Source organism: Arcanobacterium hippocoleae, assembly GCF_040360365.1.
Classification (GTDB): domain Bacteria; phylum Actinomycetota; class Actinomycetes; order Actinomycetales; family Actinomycetaceae; genus Arcanobacterium_A; species Arcanobacterium_A hippocoleae_A.
Genome location: NZ_CP136412.1, coordinates 159,636 through 174,704, shown reverse-complemented (window position 1 = coordinate 174,704; position 15,069 = coordinate 159,636). Strand labels below are relative to the sequence as shown.

General features: G+C 47.5%; 7 protein-coding genes and 4 pseudogenes. 3 read left to right on the top strand and 8 right to left on the bottom strand.

The features are described from left to right. Nucleotide 1: 1 nt before the first annotated feature. From rapZ to RQN30_RS00855, 5 genes and pseudogenes are all read right to left on the bottom strand, one after another. Nucleotides 2-945 (bottom strand): annotated as a pseudogene (gene rapZ, locus RQN30_RS00885) (RNase adapter RapZ). A 229-nt stretch (nucleotides 946-1,174) separates the two neighbouring features. Continuing rightward, nucleotides 1,175-3,259 (bottom strand): annotated as a pseudogene (uvrC, locus tag RQN30_RS12425) (excinuclease ABC subunit UvrC). Nucleotides 3,260-3,335: 76 nt separating this feature from the next. Further along, nucleotides 3,336-6,359, bottom strand: a pseudogene (gene uvrA / locus RQN30_RS00865) (excinuclease ABC subunit UvrA). A 158-nt stretch (nucleotides 6,360-6,517) separates the two neighbouring features. Beyond that, nucleotides 6,518-7,483 carry a hypothetical protein gene (locus tag RQN30_RS00860; protein WP_353060866.1) on the bottom strand — a complete coding sequence of 322 codons (966 nt, stop codon included), beginning with the start codon at nucleotides 7,481-7,483 and terminating at the stop codon, nucleotides 6,518-6,520. A 690-nt stretch (nucleotides 7,484-8,173) separates the two neighbouring features. Further along, nucleotides 8,174-8,592: pseudogene (locus tag RQN30_RS00855) on the bottom strand (excinuclease ABC subunit UvrA); the annotation flags it as partial. A gap of 302 nt (nucleotides 8,593-8,894) precedes the next feature. Between RQN30_RS00855 and RQN30_RS00850 the strand changes: the two are divergent. From RQN30_RS00850 to RQN30_RS00840, 3 genes are read left to right on the top strand one after another with little or no spacing between them, the layout of a single operon-like run. Further along, nucleotides 8,895-10,058, top strand: a complete 1,164-nt coding sequence (locus RQN30_RS00850) for an MMPL family transporter (protein ID WP_353060865.1) — start codon at nucleotides 8,895-8,897, stop codon at nucleotides 10,056-10,058. Further along, a complete protein-coding gene (locus RQN30_RS00845; RefSeq protein WP_353060864.1) occupies nucleotides 10,058-10,816 on the top strand; it encodes an MMPL family transporter in 759 nt (252 codons plus the stop codon). Before RQN30_RS00850 ends, RQN30_RS00845 begins: the two co-directional genes overlap by 1 nt. Nucleotides 10,817-10,818: 2 nt before the next feature. Beyond that, complete coding sequence (locus RQN30_RS00840; RefSeq protein ID WP_353060863.1) at nucleotides 10,819-11,358, top strand: MMPL family transporter; 540 nt, start codon at nucleotides 10,819-10,821, stop codon at nucleotides 11,356-11,358. 230 nt (nucleotides 11,359-11,588) lie between these two features. Here the strand turns inward: RQN30_RS00840 and RQN30_RS00835 are convergent, their stop codons facing one another. The 3 genes from RQN30_RS00835 to aspS form a co-directional block, all read right to left on the bottom strand. After that, nucleotides 11,589-11,825, bottom strand: coding sequence for a GNAT family N-acetyltransferase (locus RQN30_RS00835; protein ID WP_353060862.1), 237 nt, complete (start codon nucleotides 11,823-11,825; stop codon nucleotides 11,589-11,591). Continuing rightward, nucleotides 11,753-12,481 carry a hypothetical protein gene (locus tag RQN30_RS00830; RefSeq protein WP_353060861.1) on the bottom strand — a complete coding sequence of 243 codons (729 nt, stop codon included), beginning with the start codon at nucleotides 12,479-12,481 and terminating at the stop codon, nucleotides 11,753-11,755. Before RQN30_RS00830 ends, RQN30_RS00835 begins: the two co-directional genes overlap by 73 nt. 274 nt (nucleotides 12,482-12,755) lie before the next feature. Beyond that, nucleotides 12,756-14,561, bottom strand: a complete 1,806-nt coding sequence (gene aspS, locus RQN30_RS00825; protein WP_353060860.1) for an aspartate--tRNA ligase — start codon at nucleotides 14,559-14,561, stop codon at nucleotides 12,756-12,758. Between the last annotated feature and the right edge of the window lie 508 nt (nucleotides 14,562-15,069).

Here is a 15,069-nt window from a genome sequence, read left to right as displayed (position 1 = left end):
GTTATTCACGCCCTAAGTCACGGTGAATCGTCCGCACGCTATGCCCATACTCACGTAAAATGCGCGCTACTTCTTCAGTAATCGCTACTGAGCGGTGTTTTCCGCCAGTGCAGCCAATTGAGATTGTCACGTATGGTTTTAGTTCATGCTCATATCCGGCGACGGTTGAATGCAGCAATGCCGCATAGTTCGCAGCAAACTGTTTTACGCCGTCGATTCCAAGCACGAAATCGCGCACCGGCGCATCTTTTCCAGTCAGGTGCCGCAGTTCAGTAACCCAATACGGATTCGGGATAAAACGCACATCAGCCACGTAGTCGGCATCGAGCGGAATCCCGTATTTGAAACCGAAAGACATTACGGTGAGGTTAATTTTTGTTTCTGCGGAAGCAGCAATATTATTGCGGATCTTCCGGGCAAGATCGTGTACCGAAAGATTTGACGTATCAATAATTACGTCTGCCCGTGAGCGAAGATTTGCGAGTGTGCGGCGTTCAGTTTGAATCCCTTGCAAGAGGGAGCCGTCGCCTTGCAGCGGGTGCGGGCGGCGCACATTTTCGAAACGCTGCACAAGAGCCGCATCTGAAGCATCAAGATAGACGATGCGGTAATCAAAGTTTTGCTCACGTAAAGTATTGAGAACTTCCAGCAGTTCGACAAAAATTCACGAGAGCGCACATCCACCACGCAGGCAAGCTGTTTTACCGAACCGTTTGGCCCAATTAAACCTGCCATTGGGAGTAATAGGCGCGGAGGAAGATTATCAATCACATACCAGCCAAGATCTTCCAAAGTGGCTGCTGCCCGGCTCCGCCCTGCCCCGCTCATCCCAGTAATAATTAATATTTCGGAATGTTCTGGTTTGGGAAGCTCTGCCTGCGCTTCCAGCCGCAGAATATCGAGTGGGATTTTGCCGGTATCGTTGATGGAATCGAAATCGTTCATGTAGTAATCGTGCCATGTAAAGCTGAGAAAAACCTAGTTGAAATCCGATAAATCAGATTCAAAAAGCAGATTTAATCTAAGTGTAAATTTTTCACATTGCGCCGCATGGTTTTGCATTATATTTTGAAATATTTTTCAAAGAGATACTCTAACTCTAAAATATAAGATTTTTATCTATTGCTAGATATGCGCAGCAGGTAATGGTTTCGTTTGTGTGTTTCCGCATTCTTCACAGCTGATCGAAATATTCGCGGATTGTGCGCGCAAGTGCCGGCCCAATCCCGTCGGCAAGCTGCAAATCTTCGATACTCGCTGCACGAATTTGTTTTACTGATTTGAACTTACGCAGCAGTGCTTTCTGCTTTGCCGCGCCAAGCCCCGGAATTTCATCGAGAATGGAAACAGTTTGGGCTTTCCCGCGGCGTTTACGATGAAAGGTGATTGCAAAACGATGGGATTCGTCGCGCAAATATTGCAAAAGGTGCAGCGCCGGTGAGTTTCTGCTGAGGATTAGCGGATAGTTTTCTCCGGGAATCCAGATTTCTTCGAGCCTTTTCGCTAATCCGACTACAGTTACGTCAGCTTTCATTTCATCTATCACTGCTTGCGCCGCATTTACCTGCGGCAATCCGCCATCGACCACGATTAAATCCGGGCGATATGCAAAACGCGGTTTTTCCTTGTTTGCGCTATTGCTGCGGCTAGTGTGGCTGCACCGGATTCCGCAGCAACTGCGGAATTATCTGTTTCACACGAATTAGCTGTTTTATTTTCGGAATCGCGCGGCTGCACAGAATCTCCGGCAACGGTAACGCTTTCCAGCAAGTCGCTGCTTGTAAGCCGGGTAAGGCGCCGCCGCAATACTTCACTCATTGCCGCAGTATCATCTCGCGCGCCGTTTCCGTCTTCTCCGCGCACAATAAAATGCCGGTAGTCTTTTTCTTCGCCAGCCCATCTTCGAACACCACCATTGAAGCTACCTGATGCTGCCCTTGAATATGGGAAATATCGTAACATTCGATCCGCAGCGGAGCACGCGGCAAATCCAGCCCAATCCGCAATTCTTCGAGTGCTTGCGAGCGTTGAGTGATATCTCCTGAGCGGGAAATCTTATGCCTAGTGAGTGCTTGCTTCGCATTTACTTCCACAGTATCGAGCAGTTTTGCTTTTGCTCCGCGTTGAGGTGTCCGAATTGTGACGGCACCGCGGCGCAGCTCAGCGAGCCACTGTTCGAGTTCTGCCCCGTTTTCCGGAAGCTGGGGCAGCCAAATTTCGCGCGGGATTGCATTTACCGCAGTGTGCGCCACATCGTCTACAGATTTTGCATCGCTTTTTTCGATTTGCTGTGTAGCTGCTGCAGCTTCTGCAGTAATTGGCGTTGCAAAAACACCGTAGACTTGCAGTAATAATTCTGCCAGCAGCTGCGGAATACTGTATCCGGAAGTTTCGGTAATCCAGCCGCGCTGCCCGCGGATTCTCCCGCCCCGCACGTAAAATACCTGGACGCTCGCTTCAAGTTCATCTGCATTAATCCCGTAAATATCCGCATCTACACTCGCATCAAGTACAACAGTATTTTTTCCGTCACAGTTTCCAGTGCCGAAATCTGGTCGCGCAATTTTGCGGCCCGCTCAAATTCTAATGCTGCTGCAGCTTGCGCCATTTCAGCACGCTTCGAGCTAATCAGCGCAGATCCGTCCGATTCAAGATATTTCACAAGTGAATCAACGATTTCACGGTGTTCCGTTACGTTTGCTCTCCCAATGCACGGCGCCACGCATTTTTCGATGTATCCGTTCAAACAGGGACGCCCGGAGCGCGCAGCAGCATTAAATACGCCTTTGGTGCAAGTGCGTACCGGAAAAACCCGCTGGAGTAAATCCACCGACTCACGTACTGCCCGTACTTGGGTGTACGGCCCGTAATACTTATTTCCTTTCCGATGAGCATTGCGGGTGACGGTGAGCCGCGGATATTCTTCAGCACAAGTAATTGCAAGATACGGATATGATTTATCGTCGCGATACATCACATTGAACAGCGGATTATATTCTTTAATCCAAGCGTATTCAAGGGTAAGTGCTTCGAGTTCTGATTTCACCACCACCCAAATTACCCGTTCGCCAGTGAATACCATTTGGCGGGTCCGCGGATGCAGCTGTGCCGGATTGCGGAAGTACGAGGTCAAGCGGTTTCGCAGATTCTTCGCTTTGCCAACGTAAATAATTCGCCCTTCACCGTCGATGAATCGGTAAACTCCTGGATCTGTGGGAATATCTGCAGTTTTCGGACGGTAACTTTGCGGATCAGCCATCAACTAGCTCGCTTTTACTTTCTCGGATCGTACTTCCTGTTTCGGACTCATTTTGTTATTCGTTTCTGCCAGTTCGCTATTTTCTTCCCTTTGCGGGTTTCTTTCCTTTGGCAGTTTTTACTTCTGCTGCAGCTTTCCGCAGTTTCGCAGCTTTTGTAGATTCGGATTCCACAAGTTTTGGTGCCGGAATATTTTCCAGCAAAGGTGCCAGATACTGCCCGGTATAAGACTCAGCTGCTTTCGCGACTTCTTCAGGTGTTCCCTCAGCAATCACTAAACCGCCGCCTTTGCCGCCCTCAGGTCCGAGATCGATAATCCAGTCGGCACTTTTAATCACATCAAGATTATGTTCGATGACGATTACCGTATTCCCTTTATCAGTCAGGCCTTGCAATACTTCCAGCAGTTTGCGCACGTCTTCAAAGTGCAATCCGGTGGTCGGCTCGTCAAGCACGTAAACCGTGCGCCCTGTAGAGCGTTTATACAGCTCAGAGGCAAGTTTGACACGTTGCGCTTCACCGCCGGAAAGCGTAGTTGCTGGCTGCCCGAGCCGGATGTATCCAAGCCCGACGGAATCGAGCACTTCAAGATGCCGCACGATACGCGGTGCAGCTTTGAAAAATTCCCGCGCTTCGGAAATCGTCATATCGAGCACTTGTGCAACGTTCTTCCCTTTATATTTCACTTCCAGCGTTTCACGGTTATAGCGTGCACCATGGCAGACTTCGCACGGTACATACACATCCGGCAGGAAGTTCATTTCGATTTTCAGTGTGCCGTCGCCGGAACAGGATTCGCAGCGCCCGCCTTTCACATTAAAACTGAATCTTCCCGGTCCGTATCCGCGCATTTTTGCTTCTTCGGTAGCAGCAAAGAGCTGCCGGATCGGATCCCACATCCCGGTGTAAGTGGCAGGGTTGGATCGCGGCGTGCGCCCAATTGGAGATTGGTCAACGTGCACGATTTTGTCTAATTCTTCGAGTCCGCGCACATCTTTATGTCTGCCGGGAACATGCCGGGCATTATTGAGCTTGTTTGCAAGCACTTCGTAGAGAATCGTATTCACAAGTGAAGATTTACCTGATCCGGATACTCCAGTAACCGCAGTGAATACTCCAATTGGGAATTCAACGTTCACATTGCGAAGATTGTTTTCGGTTGCACCAATAATCTTGATTTGCCGTGATTTGACTGTTTTGCGGCGAACAGCGGGTACTGCGATTCGGCGTTCTCCAGTTAAGTACTGCCCAGTAATAGACTCGGGTGCTTTCGTAATGCCTTCCGGTGTGCCGGAGTAGATTACTTCCCCGCCGTGTTCCCCTGCGCGCGGCCCGATATCAAGGACCCAATCTGCAGCCCGGATTGTCTCTTCGTCGTGTTCAACCACTACGAGTGTATTTCCTAAATCACGCAGCCGAATCAAGGCTTGCAAAAGCTTCGTATTATCACGCTGATGTAATCCGATTGAGGGTTCGTCGAGCACATACAGCACGCCCACCAGCCCTGATCCGATTTGCGTGGCAAGGCGGATCCGTTGGGCTTCCCCGCCGGAAAGCGTACCTGCTGAACGGCTCATAGTAAGATACCCTAATCCGACAGCAACTAAGAAGTTTAAGCGTGCAAGAATCTCACGCATCACTTGCGCGGCAATCTTGCTTTGGCGTGCATCGAGATTCAGCCCGGAAAGATATGTCAGGGCGTCTTCAATTGAAAGATCGGTCAGTTCGGTAATATTCAAATTTCCGACGCGCACTGCAAGCACTTCCGGTTTCAACCGTGCACCGCCGCAGGTCTCGCAAGGCACAGTACGCATATATCCGCGGAAGCGTTCTTTTGAGTAGTCTGATTCGGTTTCGTTATATTTGCGCCGCACATACCGGACTACGCCTTCAAATCCGGAAGAATATTCTTTTTCGCGTCCCCAGCGGTTCTTATACCGCATTTTCACATGAAAATCATGCCCGAAAAGAATTGCTTCTTTTTGTTCTGCAGTAAGTTCTTTCCAGGGGTTTTCACGCTGAAACCAAGTTCACTTCCCAAAGAGCGCAGCTGCCGCATGAAGTAGTCGGCAGCTTTTTTGGTGGTTGCTAAAGACCACGGCATGATTGCTCCGTCGGCGATACTCTTGGAGGTATCCGGCACTACGAGGTCTGGATCTGCCTGTAAGGAAAATCCGATTCCGTCGCAATCCGGGCAGGCGCCGTAGGGAGCATTGAATGAGAATGTGCGCGGCTCAATTTCATCCAGTTCGAGCGGGTGTTGATTCGGGCAGGAGCGGTTTTCGGAAAAAGTTCGCTGCACTTCCAGCGGTTTTCCATTTGCGCCGACGGGAATCTGTGCTTTCTGATCAGCTTCGGTACCAGATTGTGTTTCCGCTTTTGCTGCATCAGTAAAGTATGCAATCAGCAAGCCTTTTGCTAAGCGCAATGCTGTTTCAACAGAGTCATTGATTCGGGAACGTGCATTTTGTTTTAACGCGATCCGGTCTACTACTGCTTCGATTGTGTGTTTTTTATTTTTTCAAGTGCTGGGACTTCCGCAATCCGATATGTTTCACCATCAATCCGTACACGTGTGAAACCTTCTGTTTTTAATTCGGAGATTATGTCGAGATGTTCGCCTTTGCGCCCGCGAATCACTGGAGCAAGCAGCTCGACGCGAGTTCCTTCTGGGTATTCAAGCAGCAGATTTACCATTTGTTCAGCACTTTGTGCCTGGATTTTTCGCCGCATACCGGGCAGTACTGCACCCCGGCACGCGCATAAAGCAAACGTAAATAATCATAGATTTCAGTAATTGTACCGACGGTGGAGCGCGGATTCCGGTTCGTTGATTTTTGGTCGATCGAAACAGCCGGTGAAAGGCCTTCGATAAAATCAACATCCGGTTTATCCATTTGCCCGAGAAATTGCCGCGCATAAGAGCTGAGCGATTCAACGTAACGCCGCTGCCCTTCGGCAAAAATTGTGTCAAAAGCCAGTGACGATTTTCCCGAACCGGAAAGCCCAGTGAAAACCACGAGCTTATCACGGGGGATATCGACGGTAATATTCTTCAAATTGTGCTCACGAGCACCCTGTACGTGGATCATTTCTTGCACGTAGTGATTCTACCAGTCTTAATTTTTCCGAACAAATGTTCTACTATTGCTATGGTGTGAATTTATTGACTTTTGATAGTGAAAAGTGGTGCTACCTAATCTTCTCAAGTAACACCACTTTGAAATCACGCTTTAGTGTAAAAATTTACACCAATTGTTTAGTTGAACTTGCGGCGAATACCTACACCCGCAAGACCAAGCAGACCTGCAATACCTGCAACAGCTGCAACACCAGCACCAGTATTAGCCAACTTCTTGTCGGAAGCAGCCTTAACAGCTGTTTTCTTAGCTTCAGCTTTCTTTGCCTCAGCATTCTTAGCTGCCTCAGCCTTCTTTACGTCAGCACCCTTCTGAGCATCCTTCTTTTCCGGCTTCGGAGCAGGATCTTCGTTCTTCTTCTCAGCCTTTGGAGTAACAGTGATATCTTGCTTCGGCTTTACATTGGTACCGTACTTCAAGTTACGCAGTGCATTACCAACCAAGTATGCATCATTAGAAACAATTTCAAGCTGCTTTTTCACTTCAGCAAGCTTTGCAGTGTTATCCTTGATTGCTTGGTTTGCCACAGCAAATGCAGGGGACTTTTCAATACCTGCATAGTGAGCCTTTTCAGCTTCCTTCTTTTTAATTTCCTTCTTGTGGAGGTCGATCTTTGCAAGTTCGTCCTTCATCTGTGCCTTAGCTGCAGTTTCACCAACACCAGCCTTGCGAATCTCGTAGTTGAATTCGATCTTCTTAATGGCGTCGTTAAGTGCCTTGATTTCTGCGTCGATAGCAGGAATCTTTGCCGCAGCATCAGCTTTCAAATCTTCCTTTGCTTTATCAGAAGCCTTGAGAGCTTTTTCAAGATCTGCAGCAGACTTTTCAAGCTCAGTGCGCTTTGCTTCAATCTGAGCCTTCAGCGCAGTCAAAGTTTCCTCAAGCTTTTTGTCAGCCTTCTTCTTTTCAGCAGGACGATCAATCTTATTGGTATCGGTTACGACCTTGTCGCGAGCAGCAACTGCATTCTCGACCGAAGCCTTGCCTGAGCCTGGAGCGTATTCAGCAGCGAATGCTGCTGTTGTACCAGAGAAGCAAAGTGCGCCAGCGAGAATCACGCCCGCAATCGTCTTCTTCAGTTCCATGTTAACCTCGTATTCTTCTCATGAGTTTAAGTGTCGTTAGACATTGAAGCCTTAACGTAATTCAACGTACCCCCCGAATGATTGTCAAGCAATATCTGCAATCTGAAGAATAAAAAGTGTGCAAAACAATGCAACATAATTTTGATTGTGAATATTTGAAGAAAATTAGTTCAAATCATCTCAATAAAGCACAAGCCTAATATAGCTTTTGCCTGAAATAATTCTCTCCAGATTAATTTTTCCGAACAAATGTTCTGCTATTGCTATGGTGTGAATTTATTGACTTTTGATAGTGAAAAGTGGTGTTACTTGAATTTCAAGTAACACCACTTATAAATCACGCTTAGTACAAAAAATTACACTAATTTGTAATTAGTTGAACTTACGGCGAAGACCAGCATCTGCAAGACCAAGCAGACCTGCAATACCTGCAACAGCTGCAACACCAGCACCAGTATTAGCTAACTTCTTGCCGGAAGCAGCCTTCACAGCTGCTTTCTTAACTTCAGTCTTCTTCACATCAGCAGCTTTCTTAGCAGCTTCAGCGGTCTTAGCTGCTTCTACAGCTTTAGCAGCATCAGCCTTTGCGGTCAGTTCTTCGATGCCACCGCGAGTAGCACCCTTCTTACCTGAAGCATTCACATATGCCTCAGTCTTGTTGTTAACACCATTCAGAACCAAATTGTCAGCTGGAGCAAGCAGCTCGACGCGAGTTCCTTCTGGGTATTCAAGCAGCAGATTTACCATTTGTTCAGCACTTTGTGCCTGGATTTTTCGCCGCATACCGGGCAGTACTGCACCCCGGCACGCGCATAAAGCAAACGTAAATAATCATAGATTTCAGTAATTGTACCGACGGTGGAGCGCGGATTCCGGTTCGTTGATTTTTGGTCGATCGAAACAGCCGGTGAAAGGCCTTCGATAAAATCAACATCCGGTTTATCCATTTGCCCGAGAAATTGCCGCGCATAAGAGCTGAGCGATTCAACGTAACGCCGCTGCCCTTCGGCAAAAATTGTGTCAAAAGCCAGTGACGATTTTCCCGAACCGGAAAGCCCAGTGAAAACCACGAGCTTATCACGGGGGATATCGACGGTAATATTCTTCAAATTGTGCTCACGAGCACCCTATATGTGGATCATTTCTTGCACGGAGTTCATCTTACCAGTATCCATAAAATTACGATTCTTAAACGAGCACTATTTCGGAGTGCAGCATTTTCTGCGATTTAGCGAGAACAAAGATTCAATACTATTTGTTATTTCCCGGAAAGGAAAAAGAGAAAAAGGGATAGAAAAGGGAGAAAAATACTTCGTAACAGGTGAAATATTTTACCGTTCGTTATCAGAGAATTAGCCGAAAATTTACATTTCATATTACCTAAAACATATCGAAAGACTAGAATTAAAGTATGTTTACTTTTCTCGGAAAATCGGTTGCAAAACGTCCGCTGGTGTACGTGATTATTTGGTGCGTACTTCTGACAATCGGCGGGATTTCTGCACTTTCAGGTTTTGGAGAAGGAAACATTTTCCAGCGTGTTGAATCTTCCACCTCACTGGTTCCCGGTTCAGAGTCAGATATCGTCGCACAGCAGCAATCCGTGGAAAATTTAGGGGAAAATATTACCGCAATAGTAACCGGCGCTAGTTTTGAAAAATCAAAGAAAACTCTGGCAGAGCTGCGCTCTGAACTAATGAGAATCCAAAATGTTGCCGAAGTGCTCGAACCGGTGAAAATAGACGCGGATTTCAAAAATAAATTAGCCATCGAAAAACAAAAGGCGCTAACTGAAGCATTAAAAGAAGCAGAACCGCAAATTCAAACTGCAATAAATCAGGCGCTCACTGCACAAGCTTCACAGTTAGCACACCTCCCTGCCCCAATCCGCAGCCAAACAGAAGCACAAATCAAAACACAAGTTCGAGAAAAAGCCGCTGCACAAGTAAAAACTGAAGCAAGCAGGAAAATTGATGCAGAGCTTGCGAAAATTGAAAACCCTGCCGCAAATTTTCTGCCCGCTGAAGATAAAAACGGCACTACCGGATTTGCAGTCGTCATCCGGCTGAAACCAGGCGAACATGGTACTGCGCACAGCAAAGTAACGGCTGTTTTGCATGACTATCAGAAAAAGCTGCAGCAAAATGAGGCAAAACATGCTCAAGTGCAGATTATGTCCACCACAATAATTAAAAATGTAATTCTTGCACAGGTTACATCGGATCTTATTCGCGGCGAGATTGTCGGCATTCCAATTGCACTGCTTTTAATGGTTTTTGTATTCGGCGGAATACTCGCAGCCGGTCTCCCGCTTGGTTCTGCAATTGTAACTATTTTGATTTCCATGGGAATTATTTGGGGAGTTACTTTTACCGTAAACGTCGATTCTTTCGTGCTGAATATTCTCTCAATTATCGGTGTGGCGCTTTCAATCGACTACGGTTTGCTTGTAGTCTCACGATATCGTGAAATCATTCATGCTGAATTCGCGAAGCTTTCTCCCCGCAAAAAGCGGCGAAACTGCACTCGGATGAACTGGAATCTATTATTCGCAATTCTGTTACTGATACGGTAATGACAGCAGGGAGAACTGTCTCTTTCTCAGCAATCACGATTGCCGTTGCAATTGCTGGGCTTTTTATGATTAAAGCGCCAATGATTCAGATGATTGCCGTCGGCGGTGTAATCGTAACTCTTTTTGCGGTATTCACTGCCGCAACTTTCGTCCCGGCACTAATCGTTCTTCTTGGTTCGCGGCTGCTCAAACCATCACCGCTGGAAAAAATTCCCGGATTCGCTTTCTTATTCCAGCATCTGGGTGATGCCTCCACAAAACGCGGTGTTTTTTCCAAGCTCGCATCTTGGGTACATGCACGGCCGTGGAGAGTGCTGATCGTAATCACAGTTTTACTTGTATGTGTAACCCTCCCGGTCAAAGGTCTGCAGCTGCGGTCAAACTTTATCGAATACGTTCCGGAAAATTCCCCAGTATCACAGGCAATGGAGAAAGTGAATTCGGAATATCCTGCCTTTCAGACCCCGGATATTTTAATCTATGCAGAAACGCAAGCAGATGAAGTACAAGATTTAATTACAGATATTAAGAAACATGATGAAATAACAGATGTTTTTACATCAGCAGATAAAAACGACGGAACAATGATTTCAATATTTACTAATGCGAAAGATTCCGTCGGAAAGGAAGTCACGCGGCTGGTAGAAGATTTACGCACCCAAGAACCGGGATATCCAATCCATGTCGGCGGTGCGGCTGCAATGCAGCTCGATTTTTCCCACGCTTTATATACCGGAGCTCCTATGCGGCTGCAGTAATTGTGCTTGCAGTGCTGCTGCTGTTATTTTTGCTTACCGGATCAATAGTTGTTCCGCTCAAAGCGTTAATCATTAATACGCTCTCACTTGTTTCAAGTATGGGAATTACCGTCTTTATTTTCCAACATGGACTTTTTGGAATGCCGGTAAGCCAGGGTCTAGAGACATTTGTAGTTGCTTGTGCTGCTGCGTTTGGTTTCGGCTTAGCAATGGATTATGAGGTATTTTTAATCGCCAGAATCAAAGAATATTGGGACGCTGGTATGGATAATGATTCTGCCGTCGAACATGGATTACAGCAATCCGGGCGAATTATTACCGCAGCTGCCGCGATCATTATTGCCGTGTTTATTGGTTTTTCGTTCGGAAACTTGCTCCCCATTAAGCAAATTGGCGTCGCGCTCGCCGTAATCGTTTTTGTGGATGCGACTCTTGTACGAATGCTGCTTGTACCGGCATTAATGACACTAATGGGCAGATGGAACTGGTGGGCGCCGAAACCGCTGCTGAAATTCTACGAAAAATTCAAAATTGTGCACTGATTATGTATTAAAAATACAATCCAGCTGCCAATTAAATCTGAAATTCGCAGCAAATAAAAATTTTTCTCCGAACTAAAAGATTAAGACCAAAGTAAAAATAACCGGGTCGGGTTTTCCGAAAGTTCACTGGAGTATGCGGCAATTTTCTGAAGCTGCATACAGCACAAAATCAGGATGATTTTACAACCGCACCAGAAATTGCATATTTAATTTTGCGTTTGATTTTGTGTTTAATTCCAGTTCCAATCATCAGCGGATTGCCCAAAAATCACGCCGCCATTCCAACCAATTCCAAGGCGGCGGTACAATCTGCGCGCCTTATCATTCCAGTCCCACATTCCGAAACGAATGAAGTCATATCCATGTGTTAAGTACCAGTTAATCGCTCCCACCATCACAGCTGTACCATAACCGCACCCTTGAAACTCAGGATCTGCACCAAGGCCTGCAAAATGCGCTGAACGCACCTGCCGGAAATTGCCGGCAGAATCTTTGTATCGAGAATTTCACGCAAATCCACACCGACGCTGGAAAGGTATGCCCCCGGATCAGGCAAATGGTCATCTTCTGCACCCATTGCGGCAGTGATTCGCCCATCCGCAAGCCGATGTACAAACCAGTCGAACTTTTCCATTTCATGCAAGGCGTGAGTTTCTTTAATCGAAGCACGCAGCACACGCTCGATTTCTGAAATCGCGGAAATTGTTTCCATGCTGCCAGCTTTCAAACGGACTACATTTCCGGTTTCAGGTACATCGGCAAGCGGAGAAGCTGCATAGAAAAATTCCCATCCTTTTCCCCAGTACGGTCCATAAAATTCTTTTAACTCTGGCGGCAACGCTTTATAAATCCGCCGATCTATCATCACCATTTCCGGACGTGTAAACTCAGCCGCAATTTTTGCAAGTTCACGCACCCCGGCTTGCGCCTGCCCAAAAGCGTAAAGCACTGTTCGCGGTTCCCATGAATATCCGCCGCCGGCGCCTTGCGTTTGCGTCAGCCGCACAGCCGCATCTGCACCGAAATAGTGATAGATAATTTTTGTTCCCGCTGGTAGGGCCCGTCCGCCAATTTCAAACATCCAGAACGGCGAATTCACTCCTTCTGCTGTTTCCAAATCCATAAACTTTTCACCTCATAAAAAATATTCGCCAGCCGCAAACTTTTTGCCGCAAGCCATCAATCCGAGCTGGATTAAATGTCAAACGCAATATTTTCGCCGCAAACAAATAGCAGCAAAAGCCCGCGAATATCTGAATAAACAACAGACAGGTGCGAAGCTGGAAAATAAAATCCAGCCCCGCACCCATTGCAAAATCGCTTTTGCCGCTGAAGCAGTGATTTAACCAATATTCCAGCTAGTTAAATAACTGCCGCGCAGCTAATTTCGAAAGTATTCACTCAGCTTTTTCGTTAGCTGCAGCTGCAGCTTTCTTTTCTTTCGGCTTCGCATCCACACCAGCTTCTTTGCGCTGCTGCGGAGTAATTTGCGCTGGCGCGTCAGTCATTGGATCCCAGCCATTACCAATCTTCGGGAATGCAATCACATCGCGAATCGAAGGAGCCTTTGTGAGTAAAGCGACGATACGATCCCAGCCGAACGCGATACCGCCATGCGGCGGAGCGCCGAATTTGAATGCGTCGAGCAGGAAGCCAAACTTTTCCTGTGCAGTTTCCTGATCTAAGCCCATCACTTTAAAGATTCGCTCCTGCACATCGCGGCGGTGGATACGAATCGAACCGCCGCCGATTTCGTTGCCGTTGCAGACGATATCGTATGCATAAGCCAGTGCATTTCCCGGATCTTTATCAAACTTATCGAGCCATTCTGGTTTTGGTGAAGTGAAAGCATGGTGTACTGCAGTCCAGGCGCCGCCGGCTACTGCCACATCTCCTTCAGCTTCCGCATCCTTGGTCGGTTTAAACAACGGAGCGTCTACCACCCAGACGAAAGCCCAGTCGTCTTCATTGATTAAACCGCAGCGCTTACCAATCTCCAAACGTGCCGCACCAAGTAAATCGCGTGAAGCAGTCGGTTCGCCGGCACCGAAGAAAATGCAATCTCCCGGCTTTGCGCCAGTTACTTCCGCCAAACCATCGCGTTCAGTTTCCGAGATATTCTTTGCAACAGGGCCGCCCAATGTGCCGTCTTCCGCAATCGTTACATATGCCAGACCTTTCGCACCGCGAGCTTTCGCCCATTCTTGCCATTTATCGAAAGTACGGCGCGGCTGCGATCCGCCGCCCGGCATTACGACGGCGCCCACGTATGGCGCCTGGAATACCCGAAATGGCGTTTCTTTAAAGTACGCAGTGAGATCAATAAGTTCATATCCGAAGCGCAGATCCGGTTTATCCGATCCGAAACGCTCCATTGCTTCCTTGTATGGCATATGCGGAATCGGGGTGGGAATATCAACCCCGATCAAACCCCAAACTTCCTTAATAATATCTTCTGCAACTGCCATCACGTCTTCTTGGGAGACGAAAGACATTTCGATATCAAGCTGGGTAAATTCCGGCTGACGGTCTGCACGGAAATCTTCATCACGGTAGCAGCGCGCAATTTGGTAGTACCGCTCCATTCCCGCAACCATTAGCAGCTGTTTGAAAAGCTGCGGAGATTGCGGAAGCGCATACCATGAACCGGGTGAAAGCCGCGCCGGAACAATAAAATCACGTGCGCCTTCCGGAGTCGAACGAATCAAGGTTGGAGTCTCAATTTCCACAAAATCGTGACCGTCGAGCACGCGGCGTGCAGCCTGTGAAACTTTCGCGCGCAAACGAATTGCTTTCTGTTCAAAAGAGCGGCGCAAATCAAGATAACGGTACTTTAGCCGCGTCTCTTCATTTACTGTGCCCGCATCCTCCGCATGATCCGAAATCTGGAACGGCAGCGGCGCAGCAGGATTCAAAACTTCCACTTCACTGGCTGCAACTTCAATATCGCCGGTCGGCAGCGCCGCATTAGCGTTGCCCTCTGGACGTTCGTTCACGATGCCGGTAATTTTTACAACGAATTCTGAGCGCAGCTCATGCGCGACTTCTTCCCGAATCGTTACCTGTGCAATCCCTGATGCGTCGCGAAGATCGATAAAAGCAATGCCGCCGTGATCACGCCGACGGTCCACCCAGCCTGTTAGGGTGACGGTTTTGCCAATATCTTCCTTGCGCAGGGATCCTGCCATTCGCGTGCGGAGCACTTTAGACCTCTTTCAATTGTGTTGATTCACCCGCGAGACGAGCGGGCTACAGGCAGCTCGAGACGGGAGCTTGCCACGGATTTATTTTACGACGGCACAGAATCGGCACGAAAATTCCTGCTTTTAGCGAGCCGAAATTCACAGGTAAAATTCAGCAGTACTCTCAGAAATTAGAATGTGTGTTTTATGAAAAATTTAATCCGCTGTTACAGGTGCAAATTTACCGTAAGTTTTTGCGTTGAAATCCAGGTAGGTAATTTTTACAGCAAATCCACAGGAAAAAACACAATGTTTTTCAAAAATTAAACGCATAAAGACTTTCTTTTGAGCGAGCGAAACCTCACAGACAGACTAATTGCGCTGATTGCGGCGAACTTGAGAACATGGCAGTAGAGGAAATATTTAGAAAATGAAGTTAGGTAGCCGCAGCTAATGGAGTTTCAAAGCAGGCAAAATATGTGCGAAGTTCCTTCTGCCCCGCAGAGCGGACGAGTCAGGAAAAATAGAA

Bases quoted from the DNA above. Each gene is read 5' to 3' on its own strand.
- RQN30_RS00860 (WP_353060866.1), bottom strand. From the start codon at position 7,483: ATGGAACTGAAGAAGACGATTGCGGGCGTGATTCTCGCTGGCGCACTT.
- RQN30_RS00850 (WP_353060865.1), top strand. From the start codon at position 8,895: ATGTTTACTTTTCTCGGAAAATCGGTTGCAAAACGTCCGCTGGTGTAC.
- RQN30_RS00845 (WP_353060864.1), top strand. From the start codon at position 10,058: ATGACAGCAGGGAGAACTGTCTCTTTCTCAGCAATCACGATTGCCGTT.
- RQN30_RS00830 (WP_353060861.1), bottom strand. From the start codon at position 12,481: ATGGATTTGGAAACAGCAGAAGGAGTGAATTCGCCGTTCTGGATGTTT.